Source organism: Enterobacter sp. R-1.6.2 (assembly GCF_035064085.1).
Taxonomy (GTDB): Bacteria; Pseudomonadota; Gammaproteobacteria; order Enterobacterales; family Enterobacteriaceae; genus Enterobacter; species Enterobacter asburiae_B.
Window position 1 is genome coordinate 356,763 of sequence record NZ_JASEYI010000001.1, and the last position, 14,641, is coordinate 371,403.

The 14,641-nt window shown below is 56.0% G+C and carries 14 protein-coding genes; 10 read left to right on the forward strand and 4 right to left on the reverse strand.

Annotated features, from left to right (window positions below):
- The first annotated feature begins 28 nt into the window (after positions 1 to 28).
- Positions 29 to 373: a RidA family protein gene (locus tag QMN93_RS01625; protein WP_008500498.1), complete on the forward strand. Its 345-nt coding sequence runs from the start codon at positions 29 to 31 to the stop codon at positions 371 to 373.
- A gap of 6 nt (positions 374 to 379) precedes the next feature.
- Here the strand turns inward: QMN93_RS01625 and QMN93_RS01630 are convergent, their stop codons facing one another.
- Entirely contained in the window at positions 380 to 571 is a 192-nt protein-coding gene (locus QMN93_RS01630; protein WP_033145823.1) for a YoaH family protein, read from the reverse strand.
- A gap of 61 nt (positions 572 to 632) precedes the next feature.
- Between QMN93_RS01630 and pabB the strand changes: the two genes are divergently transcribed.
- The 4 genes from pabB to QMN93_RS01650 all read left to right on the forward strand — a co-directional run bounded on the left by pabB (position 633) and on the right by QMN93_RS01650 (position 5,821).
- The gene (gene pabB, locus QMN93_RS01635) at positions 633 to 1,958 is read left to right on the forward strand and encodes an aminodeoxychorismate synthase component 1 (protein ID WP_323619155.1); all 1,326 of its coding nucleotides are present in this window, start codon (positions 633 to 635) and stop codon (positions 1,956 to 1,958) included.
- Between the two features lie 6 nt (positions 1,959 to 1,964).
- Complete coding sequence (locus tag QMN93_RS01640; RefSeq protein ID WP_058841383.1) at positions 1,965 to 2,543, forward strand: CoA pyrophosphatase; 579 nt, start codon at positions 1,965 to 1,967, stop codon at positions 2,541 to 2,543.
- A gap of 184 nt (positions 2,544 to 2,727) precedes the next feature.
- Positions 2,728 to 4,092: an L-serine ammonia-lyase gene (gene sdaA, locus QMN93_RS01645; protein ID WP_039263633.1), complete on the forward strand. Its 1,365-nt coding sequence runs from the start codon at positions 2,728 to 2,730 to the stop codon at positions 4,090 to 4,092.
- Between the two features lie 130 nt (positions 4,093 to 4,222).
- Positions 4,223 to 5,821, forward strand: coding sequence for a cyclic diguanylate phosphodiesterase (locus tag QMN93_RS01650; RefSeq protein ID WP_048979890.1), 1,599 nt, complete (start codon positions 4,223 to 4,225; stop codon positions 5,819 to 5,821).
- A gap of 6 nt (positions 5,822 to 5,827) precedes the next feature.
- On the opposite strand, the gene yoaE is transcribed toward QMN93_RS01650, so the two are convergent.
- Positions 5,828 to 7,387 carry a CNNM family cation transport protein YoaE gene (gene yoaE / locus QMN93_RS01655; RefSeq protein ID WP_033145827.1) on the reverse strand — a complete coding sequence of 520 codons (1,560 nt, stop codon included), beginning with the start codon at positions 7,385 to 7,387 and terminating at the stop codon, positions 5,828 to 5,830.
- Positions 7,388 to 7,850: 463 nt separating this feature from the next.
- Here yoaE and manX point away from each other — a divergent pair, with 463 nt between their 5' ends.
- The 5 genes from manX to mntP all read left to right on the forward strand — a co-directional run bounded on the left by manX (position 7,851) and on the right by mntP (position 12,005).
- Positions 7,851 to 8,816 carry a PTS mannose transporter subunit IIAB gene (manX, locus tag QMN93_RS01660; RefSeq protein WP_039263635.1) on the forward strand — a complete coding sequence of 322 codons (966 nt, stop codon included), beginning with the start codon at positions 7,851 to 7,853 and terminating at the stop codon, positions 8,814 to 8,816.
- Positions 8,817 to 8,862: 46 nt separating this feature from the next.
- Complete coding sequence (gene manY / locus QMN93_RS01665; RefSeq protein ID WP_008500490.1) at positions 8,863 to 9,663, forward strand: PTS mannose transporter subunit IIC; 801 nt, start codon at positions 8,863 to 8,865, stop codon at positions 9,661 to 9,663.
- Positions 9,664 to 9,675: 12 nt separating this feature from the next.
- Positions 9,676 to 10,527: a PTS mannose transporter subunit IID gene (locus QMN93_RS01670; RefSeq protein WP_006810994.1), complete on the forward strand. Its 852-nt coding sequence runs from the start codon at positions 9,676 to 9,678 to the stop codon at positions 10,525 to 10,527.
- A 54-nt stretch (positions 10,528 to 10,581) separates the two neighbouring features.
- On the forward strand, positions 10,582 to 11,040 hold the full coding sequence (locus QMN93_RS01675) for a DUF986 family protein (protein ID WP_182383720.1): 459 nt from the start codon (positions 10,582 to 10,584) through the stop codon (positions 11,038 to 11,040).
- Positions 11,041 to 11,438: 398 nt separating this feature from the next.
- The gene (mntP, locus tag QMN93_RS01680) at positions 11,439 to 12,005 is read left to right on the forward strand and encodes a manganese efflux pump MntP (protein WP_047074362.1); all 567 of its coding nucleotides are present in this window, start codon (positions 11,439 to 11,441) and stop codon (positions 12,003 to 12,005) included.
- Here the strand turns inward: mntP and rlmA are convergent.
- Both rlmA and ftsI read right to left on the reverse strand, forming a co-directional pair.
- A complete protein-coding gene (gene rlmA, locus QMN93_RS01685; RefSeq protein WP_064672712.1) occupies positions 12,002 to 12,817 on the reverse strand; it encodes a 23S rRNA (guanine(745)-N(1))-methyltransferase in 816 nt (271 codons plus the stop codon). The genes mntP and rlmA overlap by 4 nt on opposite strands.
- A gap of 65 nt (positions 12,818 to 12,882) precedes the next feature.
- The gene (ftsI, locus tag QMN93_RS01690) at positions 12,883 to 14,601 is read right to left on the reverse strand and encodes a peptidoglycan glycosyltransferase FtsI (RefSeq protein ID WP_033145830.1); all 1,719 of its coding nucleotides are present in this window, start codon (positions 14,599 to 14,601) and stop codon (positions 12,883 to 12,885) included.
- Between the last annotated feature and the right edge of the window lie 40 nt (positions 14,602 to 14,641).

A 14,641-nucleotide genomic window follows, 5' to 3' on the forward strand; every position in this document is an offset into this window, starting at 1 on the left:
GACGACGAAAAATAACGAGGAAACGTTTATGACAATTGTGCGCATTGATGCCGAAGCCCGCTGGTCTGATGTGGTGATCCATAACCAGACGCTGTACTACACCGGCGTACCGGCTAACCTGGACGCGGATGCGTTCGAGCAGACGGCTAACACCCTGGCGCAGATTGACGCGGTGCTGGAAAAACAGGGCAGCGACAAATCCCGCATTCTGGATGCGACGATTTTCCTGGCAAACAAAGATGATTTCGCGGCGATGAACAAAGCCTGGGATGCATGGGTAGTGGCGGGTCACGCGCCTGTACGCTGTACCGTACAGGCCACGCTGATGAAGCCGGAATATAAGGTAGAGATTAAGATTATCGCGGCGGTGTAAGCCCGATTACTCTTCTGGATCTTCATCTTCATCTTCGAATCGCGCCACGATCCGCTCGCCGGAATGACTGGCGCGAATCTCCTCGGCGACAACCGTAATCGCCTGTCCGCTGCTCATCCCCTGGGACATCAGTTCCTGAATTCGCTCAACCGCTTTCTGCTGCTGTTCATGGCTCAGAGAAGGTAAACCTGCAAACATCGTCAACTCCTGCTAAATTATTCGCGCTAATTATTTCACGCTGCCCGGTAGTATGCCACACATGAACATGCGCTTCCCCACTGTTATTACCTTGCCCTGGCGTGCAGACGCCGCTGAATTCTGGTTTGCCCGCCTGAGCCATCTTCCGTTTGCGATGCTGCTGCATTCCGGCCATGCGGACCATCCCTATAGCCGCTTCGATATTCTGGTGGCCGATCCGCTAAAGACGCTAACAACCGATGACCTGTCGTTAACGGACGATCCCCTGAAGCAGCTGCAGCAGGCCATTAACGCGCTGGGCTTATCTGCTGCGCCGAACCCGGACCTCCCTTTCCAGGGCGGCGCGCTGGGCCTGTTTGGCTACGATCTGGGTCGCCTTTTCGAAACGCTGCCGGAGCATGCGCAGGCTGATATTTCCCTGCCAGACATGGCCGTGGGGCTGTATGACTGGGCGTTAATTGTCGATCATCAGAAAAAAACGGTTTCACTGCTGAGCCATCATGACGTGCAGGCGCGTCTGGCGTGGCTGGAGGCGCAACGGCCTGCCCCGGCAGAGACGTTTACCCTTACCTCTGGCTGGCGCTCGAACATGACCGCAGCGGAGTATGCCGAAAAATTCGCGCGCGTTCAGGCGTATCTGCAAAGCGGTGACTGCTACCAGGTTAACCTCGCCCAGCGCTTCCAGTCGACATACCGGGGAGATGAGTGGCAGGCGTTTACCCGTCTTAACGCCAGCAATAAGGCGCCGTTCAGCGCGTTTGTCCGTCTGGAACAGGGTGTAATTCTTAGCCTGTCACCCGAGCGCTTTATCCATCTGGCCGAGGGTACGATTCAAACCCGTCCGATTAAAGGCACGTTACCGCGTCTTGCGGACCCCGATGCCGATCGCCAGCAGGCGGAAAAGCTCGCCGCCTCGCCGAAAGACCGCGCCGAGAACCTGATGATTGTCGATCTGATGCGTAACGACATTGGCCGCGTCGCCGAACCGGGCAGCGTGCGCGTGCCTGAACTGTTTGTCGTCGAGCCTTTCCCGGCGGTGCATCACCTGGTCAGTACCATTACCGCGCGTCTACCCGCCTCTCGCACCGCCTGCGATCTGCTCCGCGCCGCGTTCCCGGGTGGCTCCATCACCGGCGCGCCAAAGGTGCGGGCGATGGAGATCATTGATGAGCTGGAGCCGCACCGCCGCAACGCCTGGTGCGGCAGTTTCGGCTATATCAGCCTGTGCGGCACCATGGATACCAGCATTACCATTCGCACGCTGACGGCCTGCGACGGAAACCTTTACTGCTCGGCCGGGGGCGGCATTGTTGCCGATAGCCAGGTCGATGCGGAATATCAGGAAACCTTTGATAAAGTTAACCGTATCCTGAAACAACTGGAGTAATCACGGGTGGAAAAAGAGAACCTGACGCTGGACGATTTTTTATCTCGTTTTCAGCTTTTACGACCGCAGGTCAACCGCGAAGCGCTCAATCAGCGTCAGGCGGCCGTGCTGATCCCGGTCGTGCGTCGCGCGCAGCCGGGCCTGCTGCTCACCCAGCGTTCTCCCCATTTACGCAAGCACGCGGGTCAGGTCGCCTTTCCGGGTGGCGCAGTGGACAGCTCCGACGCCTCGCTGATTGCCGCCGCGCTGCGGGAAGCGCAGGAAGAGGTTGCCATTCCGCCGGAGGCCGTTGAGATCATTGGCGTGCTGCCGCCCGTCGACAGCGTCACCGGTTTTCAGGTCACGCCGGTGGTGGGCATTATCCCGCCCGGCCTGCAGTATCACGCCAGCGTCGATGAGGTGTCCGCGGTGTTTGAAATGCCGCTTGAAGAGGCGCTTCGGCTCAGCCGCTATCATCCGCTCGATATCCATCGACGGGGGCATGACCACCGGGTCTGGTTGTCCTGGTATCAGCATTATTTTGTCTGGGGCATGACGGCGGGCATCATTCGCGAACTGGCGCTGCAAATCGGCCTGAAACCTTGACTATAATTTACATTCCATCCTTTTTCGCAGGTTTGCGATCCGCGTCGCGCTATTAGCAAAACCCATCGTTAACCATTAGTTTAATTCATGTGAATAGTTAAGCCGAGGTCGGTGTTCCCTCTTACACTATGCGCAGTTATAACATCGTTACTGGAACCCCGGTAACCCTGTCAGGAGTGTGAAAGTGATTAGTATATTCGACATGTTCAAAGTGGGAATTGGCCCTTCGTCTTCCCATACTGTTGGCCCGATGAAGGCCGGTAAACAGTTCGTCGATGATCTGGTCGAAAAAGGATTACTGGAAAGCGTTACCCGTGTCGCCGTGGATGTTTACGGCTCGCTGTCATTAACGGGTAAAGGCCACCACACCGATATCGCCATTATTATGGGTCTGGCAGGCAATATGCCGGATACCGTAGATATTGATGCCATCCCGGCATTCATCCGCGACGTGGAAACACGCGGACGCCTGCTGCTGGCAAACGGTCAGCAGGAAGTCGATTTCCCGCAGGATGACGGCATGCGTTTCCGTAGCGACAACCTGCCGCTGCATGAAAACGGCATGACCATTCACGCTTACAGCAGTGAAAAAGAGATTTACAGCAAAACGTACTACTCCATCGGCGGTGGCTTCATCGTGGATGAAGAGCATTTTGGCAAAGACAGCGTCGGCGACGTCAGCGTACCGTACCCGTTCAAATCGGCTACCGAAATGCTGGGCTACTGCAAAGAGACCGGTCTTTCACTGTCCGGCATGGTGATGCAGAACGAACTGGCCCTGCACAGCAAAAAAGAGATTGAAGACTATTTTGCGAACGTCTGGCAAACCATGCGCGCCTGTATCGACCGCGGGATGAACACCGAAGGCGTTCTGCCGGGTCCACTGCGCGTACCGCGTCGTGCCTCTGCCCTGCGCCGTATGCTGGTGACCACGGACAAGTTCTCCAACGACCCGATGAACGTGGTCGACTGGGTAAACATGTTTGCCCTGGCGGTTAACGAAGAGAACGCCGCCGGTGGCCGCGTCGTGACGGCGCCAACCAACGGTGCGTGCGGTATCGTTCCGGCAGTGCTGGCGTATTACGATCACTTTATTGAACCCGTGACGCCGGACATCTACATCCGCTATTTCCTTGCGGCAGGTGCCATCGGTGCGCTGTACAAAATGAACGCCTCCATCTCCGGTGCGGAAGTGGGCTGTCAGGGTGAAGTGGGCGTTGCCTGCTCCATGGCGGCGGCGGGTCTGGCAGAGCTGCTGGGCGCAAGCCCTGAGCAGGTCTGCGTGGCGGCGGAGATCGGTATGGAACATAACCTCGGTCTGACCTGTGACCCGGTCGCGGGCCAGGTGCAGGTGCCGTGCATCGAGCGTAACGCGATTGCCTCTGTGAAAGCCATCAACGCCTCACGTATGGCGATGCGCCGTACCAGCGAACCTCGCGTATCGCTGGATAAGGTGATTGAAACCATGTACGAAACCGGCAAGGACATGAACGCGAAATACCGCGAGACGTCCCGCGGTGGCCTGGCCATTAAGGTGCAGTGCGACTAATACTGCCTTTCGCCCATCTGCAACGGATGGGCGAATTTCCCTCTTCTTTCTCGTCTCCTTCTGCTTTCCCCACTACACTTTTACTGTTGCGTCCGGCTTTTGTGGCTGGTGGCTTATCAGGCGACCGTTCATGCAAACTGCACAAACGATCATTAAAAACTATCGCCGAAAACGCGTTATCGTCTGTGTGACGGTTGCGCTCCTCACGCTCATCCTGACGTTAGGCATTCGCTTCATTTCACAGCGCAATGTTAACCAACAGCGGATCCTCGATTTTACCAGCCACACCGTTCGCGCCCTTGATAACGTCCTGCTTTCTTTAGAGAACCGCCGCAGCGTGCTGCAGCCCCTGGTAGGGCAGCCCTGCCCGCAGGCGCATCTGGCGCTGCGAAAGCAGGCCGCCATTTTGCAGACGGTACGCTCCATCGCCCTGATTAACGAGGGTATCCTGTATTGCTCAAGTATTTTCGGGAGCCGCAACGTGCCCGTTCGCGACTTCCTGAAAGAACTACCCGCCAGCACGGCGAAGCTGATTTTATCGAGCGACCAGTGGCTGCTTAAGGGTAGCCCGATATTGATCCAGTGGTATCCCGTCTCACAGGACGGTGAAGCTGGCGTTATCGAAATCATCAATATCGATCTGATCGCCAAAATGATCCTCGAGCCCCAGCGCCCGCTCATCAATGACGTGGCGCTGACCGTAGGCGATCGCTTTCTGCGCTATGGACAACGCGTCAGCGACAGCCTGACGTTTGATGAAGAGGGCTCTCTTTTCCAGCAATCGTCAACCCGAAATCCTTTTACCATTACGGTCAGCGGGCCAGGCCCTGGAGAGTTAGCCTTAAAAAGCCTGCCAGCCCAGCTGCCTCTCGGGCTCATGCTCAGTCTGCTGCTGGGCTATCTCGCCTGGCTGGCAACGGCAAACCGGATGAGCTTTACGTGGGAGATCGATATGGGCATTGCGGCGCGGGAATTTGAGCTTTTCTGCCAGCCGCTGGTGAATGCCCGTACCCAGGCGTGCACCGGCGTGGAGATCCTGCTGCGCTGGAATAACCCCCGTCAGGGTTGGATCACCCCGGAGGTATTTATCCCGCTGGCAGAAGAACATAACCAGATTGTCCCCCTGACCCGCTATGTCATCGCCGAAACGGTGCGCCAGATAGGCTACTTCCCTTCCAGCGCCGGTTTTCACATTGGTATTAACGTCGCCGCCAGCCATTTTCGTCACGCGGCATTGATACAGGACCTGAACCGCCTCTGGTTCAGCGCCGGTCCGCGCCAGCAGCTGGTGATTGAACTCACGGAACGGGATGCGCTGCTGGATGCGGATTATCGCATCGTGCGCGAACTGCATCGCAAAGGGGTGAAGCTCGCCATCGACGATTTTGGTACCGGGAACAGCTCCCTCTCCTGGCTTGAAAAGCTGCACCCGGACGTGCTGAAAATCGACCAGTCGTTTACCACCGCCATCGGTACCGACGCCGTGAACTCGACGGTGACGGATATGATTATTGCGCTGGGTCAGCGGCTGAATATTGAACTGGTGGCTGAAGGGGTCGAGACGGAGGAGCAGGCGCGCTACTTGCGCCGCCATGGCGTGCCTGTCCTGCAGGGGTTTTTCTATGCGCGGCCCATGCCGCTACGGGATTTTCCGAAGTGGCTGGCGGGAAGTTCATCCCCGCCAGCGCATCATAACGGGCACATCGTGCCCTTAATGCCGCTGCGCTAAGCCGGCTTACTCATCTTCGTCGTGGGCTGATTGTTCTTTAACAATGCGAACCATATCAACGCGATAGTCGTTGGCTTCAACGATCGTAATGTGCAGCGGCGCCAGCTCGATCACATCGCCGACGCGCGGGATTTGCCCGTTAACGGCGATCACCAGACCGGCAACGGTCGCGATGTCTTCTTCATCGTTGATCACGTTTTCCAGCCCCAGCGTGTGCGAGAGCGCGTGCAGGTCGGTGGTACCTTTAACCAGCCAGCCTTCACCGTCGGCAACGATCTCAGGCGTTTCGTCGGCATCCGGGAATTCACCGGCAATCGCTTCCAGTACGTCCAGCGGCGTGACCAGCCCCTGCACCACGCCAAACTCGTTGGTGACGATAACAAAGCTACCGCGAGCGCGGCGCAGCACTCCGAGCAGGTTGATAGGATCCAGCGTTTCCGGCACGACAATCGCAGGCGACGCAGCGGCAACGGCTTCCACGTTGACGCCCTCTTCCAGGGCCACCAGCATCTCTTTTGCCCGCACCACGCCGATGATCTCATCCAGCTCTCCGCGACACACCGGGAACAGGCTGTGCGGAGAAGAGAGCAATTGCTGGCGAATTTCATCGACGCTTAGATTTGCATCAACCCAGCTGATCTCCCCGCGCGGCGTCATGATGCCGCGCAGCGAACGGGAGGCCAGGGAGAGCACGCCGTTAATCATGTAGCGCTCTTGTTCCACAAACGCCCCTTCCGGGACCGGAACCGGGTTATGGTTTTCGGAATCAGACTGGACGTTCACCTGACGACGACCGCCCATCAGGCGCAGAATCGCGTCTGCGGTACGGGCGCGCAGCGGCTGATTCGACTGCTGCTTAATAAAGTTACGGCGTGCAATCTGGTTGAACAGCTCGATCAGAATCGAGAAGCCAATCGCGGCGTACAGGTAGCCTTTCGGAATATGGAAGCCAAAACCTTCCGCCACCAGGCTCAGACCAATCATCAGCAGGAAGCTCAGACACAGCACGACCACAGTCGGATGCTGGTTGACGAAGCGCGTCAGCGGCTTCGAGGCCAGCAGCATGACCGCCATCGCAATGACAACAGCCGCCATCATTACCGGCAGATGATTCACCATGCCGACCGCCGTGATCACCGCATCCAGCGAGAAGACTGCATCAAGCACCACAATCTGCAGCACCACCACCCAGAAGCTGGCATAGCCTTTACCGTGCCCATCATCGTGCTGACGGTTTTCCAGCCGCTCGTGTAGCTCCGTCGTCGCTTTGAAAAGCAGGAATATCCCCCCGATCAGCATGATTAAATCACGCCCGGAGAAGGTGTAATCCATGACGGAGAACAGCGGTTTGGTCAGCGTGACCATCCAGGAGATGACGGAGAGCAGCCCCAGTCGCATAACCAGCGCCAGCGAGAGACCAATCAGACGCGCTTTATCACGCTGTTTTGGCGGCAGTTTGTCCGCAAGGATGGCGATAAACACCAGGTTATCAATGCCGAGAACAATCTCCAGCACCACCAGCGTGAGCAATCCTACCCAGATTGACGGGTCCATTAAGAATTCCATGACAAGCTCCTGCTAAAGGAATGACGAAACGGTGCCCCACTCAACGTGGGCAAAACAGAGGTAAACAGAGTCGATACGTGGCGAGGATCGCCGGTGAATAAGGCGCGAAATGGCCTGGTTGATGACTGACGTCGGTGACGGTCCATATAGTGGGCTGTAACCCTATACTCCTGAACGATTAAACGGAGGCTAAACATATCAGAGACACTGTGTTTTTAGCAAAGATTTACGTTCCTTTGCAAAGTTCTGTAACACAGCGGCTTTACGCTACAGATAAATCTGTAACGCGTGGCTAAATTACGGATCTTCATCACATAAATTATTTTTTCACTATCTAAAATAATTCGCGGAAGTCTTAGTTTTTTTGAACTCTAACCCTTATCTGAATCGATTCGGTTCGCCAATACGATTCTCAGTACGGCTGCCTGGCAGGCGTATTAATGATAATAAAAGGAGGTAGCAAGTGACCATTGCTATTGTCATAGGCACACATGGTTGGGCTGCTGAGCAGCTACTCAAAACGGCAGAGATGCTGTTGGGCGAGCAGGAAAACGTCGGCTGGATCGATTTCGTTCCCGGTGAAAACGCCGAGACGCTGATAGAGAAGTACAACGCTCAACTCGCGAAGCTGGATACCAGCAAAGGCGTGCTGTTTCTCGTTGATACATGGGGCGGCAGCCCGTTCAATGCCGCCAGCCGCATTGTCGTCGATAAAGAGCACTATGAAGTTGTCGCCGGGGTTAATATTCCCATGCTGGTGGAAACCTTCATGGCGCGCGACGACAATCCGGCGTTCGATGAGCTGGTGGCGCTGGCCGTTGAAACCGGTCGCGAAGGGGTAAAAGCTCTGAAGGCGCAGCCGGTTGAAAAACCTGCCCCTGCATCTGCAGCGGCACCTAAAGCGGCAGCACCGGCAAAACCGATGGGCCCGAACGATTACATGGTCATCGGCCTTGCGCGTATTGATGACCGCTTAATCCACGGCCAGGTCGCCACGCGCTGGACCAAAGAGACCAACGTTCGACGCATTATCGTGGTCAGCGACGAAGTGGCCGCCGATACCGTACGTAAAACCCTTCTGACTCAGGTTGCTCCTCCTGGCGTTACCGCGCACGTCGTGGATGTCGCCAAGATGATCCGCGTTTACAACAACCCGAAATACGCGGGTGAACGCGTAATGCTCCTGTTCACTAACCCGACAGACGTTGAGCGCATTGTTGAAGGCGGCGTGAAAATCACCTCCGTGAACATCGGTGGTATGGCATTCCGTCAGGGCAAAACGCAGGTCAACAACGCCATTTCAGTCGATGCGAAAGATATCGAGGCATTCAACAAGCTGAATGCGCGCGGTATTGAACTGGAAGCCCGTAAGGTTTCTACGGATCAAAAACTGAAAATGATGGATTTGATCGGCAAAGTTGGGAAATAAGCCCGCGCCGGTTCTCATATAAAGCTTATGTAATAGGAGAAGTGCAATGGAGATTACCACTCTTCAGATTGTGCTGGTGTTCGTCGTCGCATGTATTGCGGGTATGGAATCCGTACTTGATGAATTTCAGTTCCACCGCCCTCTGGTGGCCTGTACCCTGATTGGGGCCGTTCTGGGTGACATGAAAACCGGTATCATCATCGGTGGTACCCTGGAAATGATCGCCCTGGGCTGGATGAACATCGGCGCGGCGGTTGCGCCCGATGCGGCGCTGGCCTCTATCATTTCGACCGTTCTGGTTATTGCTGGTCACCAGAGTATTGGTGCCGGTATCGCCCTGGCGATACCGCTGGCTGCAGCAGGCCAGGTTCTGACCATCATCGTTCGTACTATCACCGTTGCCTTCCAGCACGCGGCGGATAAGGCGGCCGAAAACGGCAACCTCACGGCACTGTCGTGGATCCACGTTTCATCCCTGTTCCTGCAGGCGATGCGTATCGCGATCCCGGCGGTTATCGTGGCGATCTCTGTTGGTACCAGTGAAGTGCAGAGCATGCTGAACGCCATTCCAGAAGTGGTCACCGGCGGTCTGAACATCGCGGGCGGCATGATCGTGGTCGTTGGTTATGCGATGGTCATCAACATGATGCGCGCAGGCTATCTGATGCCGTTCTTCTACCTCGGCTTCGTGACCGCTGCCTTCACCAACTTCAACCTGGTTGCACTGGGTGTGATTGGTGCGGTAATGGCGATTCTCTACATCCAGCTCAGCCCGAAATATAACCGCGTCGCGGGTGCCCCAGCGCAGGCTGCTGGTAACAACGATCTCGATAACGAACTGGACTAGCAGGTGAGCGAAATGGTTGATATGACAAAAACTACCACCGAGAAAAAACTCACTCCGGGTGATATTCGTGGCGTGTTCATCCGTTCTAACCTGTTTCAGGGTTCATGGAACTTCGAACGTATGCAGGCGCTGGGCTTCTGCTTCTCCATGGTGCCGGCGATCAAGCGCCTGTACCCGGAAAACAACGAAGCACGCCGTCAGGCGATCAAGCGTCACCTGGAATTCTTTAACACCCATCCTTACGTAGCGGCTCCGGTTCTGGGCGTAACGCTGGCGATGGAAGAACAGCGTGCGAACGGCGCAGAGATTGACGACGGTGCCATCAACGGTATCAAAGTCGGCCTGATGGGTCCGCTGGCCGGTGTCGGTGACCCAATCTTCTGGGGTACCGTGCGTCCGGTCTTCGCGGCGCTGGGTGCCGGTATCGCGATGAGCGGCAGCCTGCTTGGCCCGCTGCTGTTCTTCATCCTGTTCAACGCCGTGCGCCTGCTGACCCGTTACTACGGTGTGGCCTACGGCTACCGTAAAGGGGTGGACATCGTTAAGGACATGGGCGGCGGCTTCCTGCAGAAACTGACAGAGGGGGCGTCAATCCTCGGCCTGTTTGTCATGGGGGCGCTGGTTAACAAGTGGACGCACGTGAACATCCCGCTGGTGGTATCGACCATCACCGGTCAGGATGGTCAGACGCGCGTCACCACCGTGCAGACGATTCTGGACCAGCTGATGCCGGGCCTGGTACCGCTGCTGTTGACCTTCGCCTGCATGTGGCTGCTGCGTAAGAAAGTGAACCCGCTGTGGATTATCGTTGGCTTCTTCGTCATCGGTATCGCGGGCTACGCAGTCGGCCTGCTGGGTCTGTAAGTTTCAATGCTATAGGCCGGGGGCTTGCCCCCGGTTTTTTTATCTGGAGGATGAATGACTGTCACGGACATCGTACTGGTTTTATTTACTGCTGCCCTTCTGGCTTACGCTATCTATGACGAGTTCATCATGCCCCGCCGTCACGGCGAGACGCTGCTCTCCCTTCCCCTTCTGCGACGCGGGCGCGTAGATGCGTTTATCTTCGCGGGTCTCATCGTTATTCTTATTTACAATAACGTCACTAGCCATGGTGCAATATTAACCACATGGTTATTATGTGCGCTGGCATTAATGGCGGTTTATCTGTTCTGGATCCGCACGCCGAAAATCATTTTTAAATCCCGCGGATTTTTCTTCGCCAATGTGTGGATAGAATATAACCGTATTAAAGAGATGAATTTATCCGAAGACGGTGTGCTGGTGATGCAATTAGAACAACGCCGCCTGCTTATTCGGGTGAAGAATATTGACGATCTGGAAAAAATATACAGCTTACTTATTAAAACTCAATGACTTGCATATATAGCAATGGCTATATTCTGTGTTTATCTTGCGCAAGAAATATAGCCAAAGCTATATCCTTTTCGTTAATTTGCTCTCTATTTTTTAACGATAATTTCACGCTTAAAGACAAATGAAAATCGTTATCAACAAGTATTTTAAATAATGCTTCTCCATTGTTGTTTTATATTCTCAAAATATGTTAAGGTTGCGCCCGTCGTTGGGGAGTAGCCGATTTCCTGCTCGCAGGAAATGTACGTGTCAACATACTCGTTGAAAAACGTGGCGCGTACGGATCGCTGACAGCACATCTTATGTGCGGCGCGATCAGGCGAGACCATAGATACATCAACTGCTGTTTACTGGGGGCAGTGATGTGTCATATGGATATCCCCGGTCTGGACGCTGTTATGAATATCTCCGCTACGATCCTCCTCGCTTTTGGCATGTCCATGGACGCTTTTGCGGCTTCCATCGGAAAAGGCGCCACGCTCCACAAACCTAAGTTCTCAGAAGCCCTGCGTACCGGCCTTATTTTTGGCGCTATCGAAACGCTGACGCCGCTTATCGGCTGGGGACTTGGCATGCTTGCCAGCCAGTTCGTGCTGGAGTGGAACCACTGGATTGCCTTCGTACTGCTGGTGTTTCTCGGTGGCCGAATGGTGATTGAAGGTTTTCGCGGCGGTGATGATGAAGACGAGGAGCCGCTGCACCGCCACGGGTTCTGGCTGCTGGTCACCACGGCGATTGCCACCAGCCTTGATGCAATGGCCGTCGGCGTCGGTCTGGCATTCCTGCAGGTCAATATTATCGCCACCGCGTTGGCCATCGGCTGCGCAACGCTGATCATGTCCACGCTGGGCATGATGGTCGGACGGTTTATCGGCCCGCTGCTGGGTAAACGCGCCGAGATCCTGGGGGGAATTGTGCTGATTGGCATTGGAGCCCAGATCCTCTGGGCACACTTCGCCGGTTAATCTTCGCGCTGCCAGACGTGGATACTGAAATCCGTCTGGCAGTTAAATATTGATTGTACAGCTAACGCTTCCCACACTTCCGGTTTTGCCCGCCACGCGAACGGCGTCATCTGCAGCAGCGCGGTTGCTTCTTCCCCTTTCAGCTTCATTTCATACGCTACGGTTTGCTCCTGCTTAAGGGTAAAACCGGCCAGTTGTTCAGAATGAGGTGCATGCAGACGCACTTCGTCGTAGATCAGCCCTTTCAGCTCCATCAGATGACGCGGGCCCGGCGTCACGGTGACGACCCATCCGCCCGGTTTCACCACGCGAGCCAGCTCTTCCGCCTTGCAGGGCGCGTAAATGCGGATAACCGCATCCATGCTGGCATCGTCAAACGGCAGCCGGTGGCTGGATGCCACGCAGAACGTCACGTCAGCGTAACGCTTTGCCGCCGCGCGAATGGCCACTTTCGACACGTCCAGACCGAATGTCAACGCGCCCTTCTCACGGGCGATCTGGGCAAACCGTGCGGTGTAGTACCCTTCCCCGCAGCCGATATCGAGCATGACGGTGGCTGAACCCGGCAGGATGTCATTCAGCATCTGCGCGACGGTCTCCCGCAGCGGCAGATAGTGCCCGGCATCCAGAAACGCACGACGCGCCTGCATCATCTCTGCACTGTCGCCTGGATCGCGGGAGCGCTTATGCTGCACCGGCAGAAGATTCACGTAGCCTTCTTTTGCCATATCAAACTGATGCCCCTGCGGACAGGTATAGCTTTTATCTGAATGCGTCAGGGGGGCGTGGCAAAGGGGACAGCTGAAGGACATGGTGACTCCGGAGCATAATCAAAGGGCGAAGTGTACCGCTATTCGCCCTGGTTATAAACGCCCGGTTAACGCATAACGATAAGGTGGTCGGAACCCGCCGGTAACCCGTCAGGTTTTACATTCTCCAGACGCAGCACGTTACCCATAATCTCGCTGAAGACAGGCGCGGAAACGGCACCGCCGTAGTAGGCGCCATTTTGCGGATCGTTAATCACCACCACCAGAGCGAAGCGCGGATCGCTGGCGGGCGCAACGCCGGCCGTATAGGCGACGTATTTATCGACGTACTTTCCGCTGTCGTCAATTTTCTTCGCCGTACCGGTTTTCACCGCCACCCGGTAATCACGAACGGCGGCCTTAACGCCCCCGCCGCCGGGCAGCGCAACGCTCTCCATCATGTGTTCCACCTCGTGTGCGATCTCTTCCGGCATGACGCGGTGCCCGATAACGGGTGGATCGATACGCGTAATCGAGAGAGGTCGCTCGAGCCCGAAGCCGCCAATCGTGGCGTAGACGTGCGCCAGCTGGAGCGGCGTCACCATCAGCCCGTAGCCGAAGGCAAAGGTCGCACGATCGAGCTGGCTCCAGTATTTACGATTTGGCAACAGCCCCGCGCTCTCGCCCGTTAAGCCAAGCCCAGTATTCGTGCCAAACCCAAAGTTTCGATAGGTATCAATAAGATGCTGGACAGGCATTGCCAGGGACAGTCGGGACACGCCGGTGTCGCTCGATTTTTGCAGGATCCCGGTCATCGTCAGTTCAGGATAATAGCCCACGTCGCGGATACGATGCCCGTCAAGGGTATACGGGTGAGTGTCAATCACGCTGTCTGGCTGGACCAGGCCCTGCTGCAGGGCCGTCATCAGCACCAGCGGCTTGACTGTCGAACCGGGCTCGAACGTATCGCTGATGGCGCGATTGCGGAAATCGTTTATCGTCGCGCCTTCCCGATTATTGGGGTTGAAATCCGGATAGCTCGCCATGGCGAGTATTTCCCCGGTTGGAATATTAATTAGCACCGATGCACCAGACTCGGCCTTGTTCCAGGCCACGGCATTATCGAGCGCATCTTCGGTGATGGTTTGCAGCCGCTCGTCGATACTTAACTGGATGTTATGCGCCGGTGCAGGCGCCACTTCCGTCAGGTTTTCAACCACGCGACCGTATCGGTCTTCCCTTACCTGCCGCACACCCGGCTTACCGGTCAGCTGAGCGTTAAAGCTTTTTTCCACGCCTTCAATGCCCTGCCCGTCAATATTGGTGAAGCCAATCAGGTTCGCTGCCACATGGCCGGCAGGATAAAAACGGCGTGACTCGTCGCGTAAATTGATGCCGGGCAGATTCAGCTTATCGATCCACTTCGCCTGAGCAGGATCGACCTGACGGGCAAGATAAATAAAACGCCCCTGCGGGTTGGCGTTGATTCGCGCCGAAAGTGTGCCCAGGGAGAGATGCAGCGCATTTGCCAACGCCTGCCAGCGTTCATCAACGCCAACGCCCCCTTTTGCCAGCACCGTTTTAGGGTCGGCCCAGACGGCCCGGACGGGCACGCTCACCGCCAGGGGGCGACCTTCGCGATCCATTATCATGCCCCGCGGCGCATCAATCGCCAGCTGGCGGAGGGAACGCATATCTTCCTGCTTCACCAGATTGTCAGGCTTGATGATTTGCAGCCAGGCAACGCGGCCCAGCAAAAAAGCCAGACTACAAAAAATAGCTAAACAGAGCAGCACAAACCGCGCCGGCGTGAAATTGCCAGCGGTCGTTATCAATTTCTTCTTCACCTGAACCCCAGGACTGTTAAACAACGCCCTGATTTAACGG

Coding starts and splice junctions, on each gene's coding strand:
- QMN93_RS01670 (WP_006810994.1), top strand. CDS start 9,676: ATGGTTGATATGACAAAAACTACCACCGAGAAAAAACTCACTCCGGGT.
- QMN93_RS01650 (WP_048979890.1), top strand. CDS start 4,223: ATGCAAACTGCACAAACGATCATTAAAAACTATCGCCGAAAACGCGTT.
- rlmA (WP_064672712.1), bottom strand. CDS start 12,817: ATGTCCTTCAGCTGTCCCCTTTGCCACGCCCCCCTGACGCATTCAGAT.
- yoaE (WP_033145827.1), bottom strand. CDS start 7,387: ATGGAATTCTTAATGGACCCGTCAATCTGGGTAGGATTGCTCACGCTG.
- QMN93_RS01630 (WP_033145823.1), bottom strand. CDS start 571: ATGTTTGCAGGTTTACCTTCTCTGAGCCATGAACAGCAGCAGAAAGCG.
- mntP (WP_047074362.1), top strand. CDS start 11,439: ATGAATATCTCCGCTACGATCCTCCTCGCTTTTGGCATGTCCATGGAC.
- manY (WP_008500490.1), top strand. CDS start 8,863: ATGGAGATTACCACTCTTCAGATTGTGCTGGTGTTCGTCGTCGCATGT.
- QMN93_RS01675 (WP_182383720.1), top strand. CDS start 10,582: ATGACTGTCACGGACATCGTACTGGTTTTATTTACTGCTGCCCTTCTG.
- QMN93_RS01625 (WP_008500498.1), top strand. CDS start 29: ATGACAATTGTGCGCATTGATGCCGAAGCCCGCTGGTCTGATGTGGTG.
- pabB (WP_323619155.1), top strand. CDS start 633: ATGAACATGCGCTTCCCCACTGTTATTACCTTGCCCTGGCGTGCAGAC.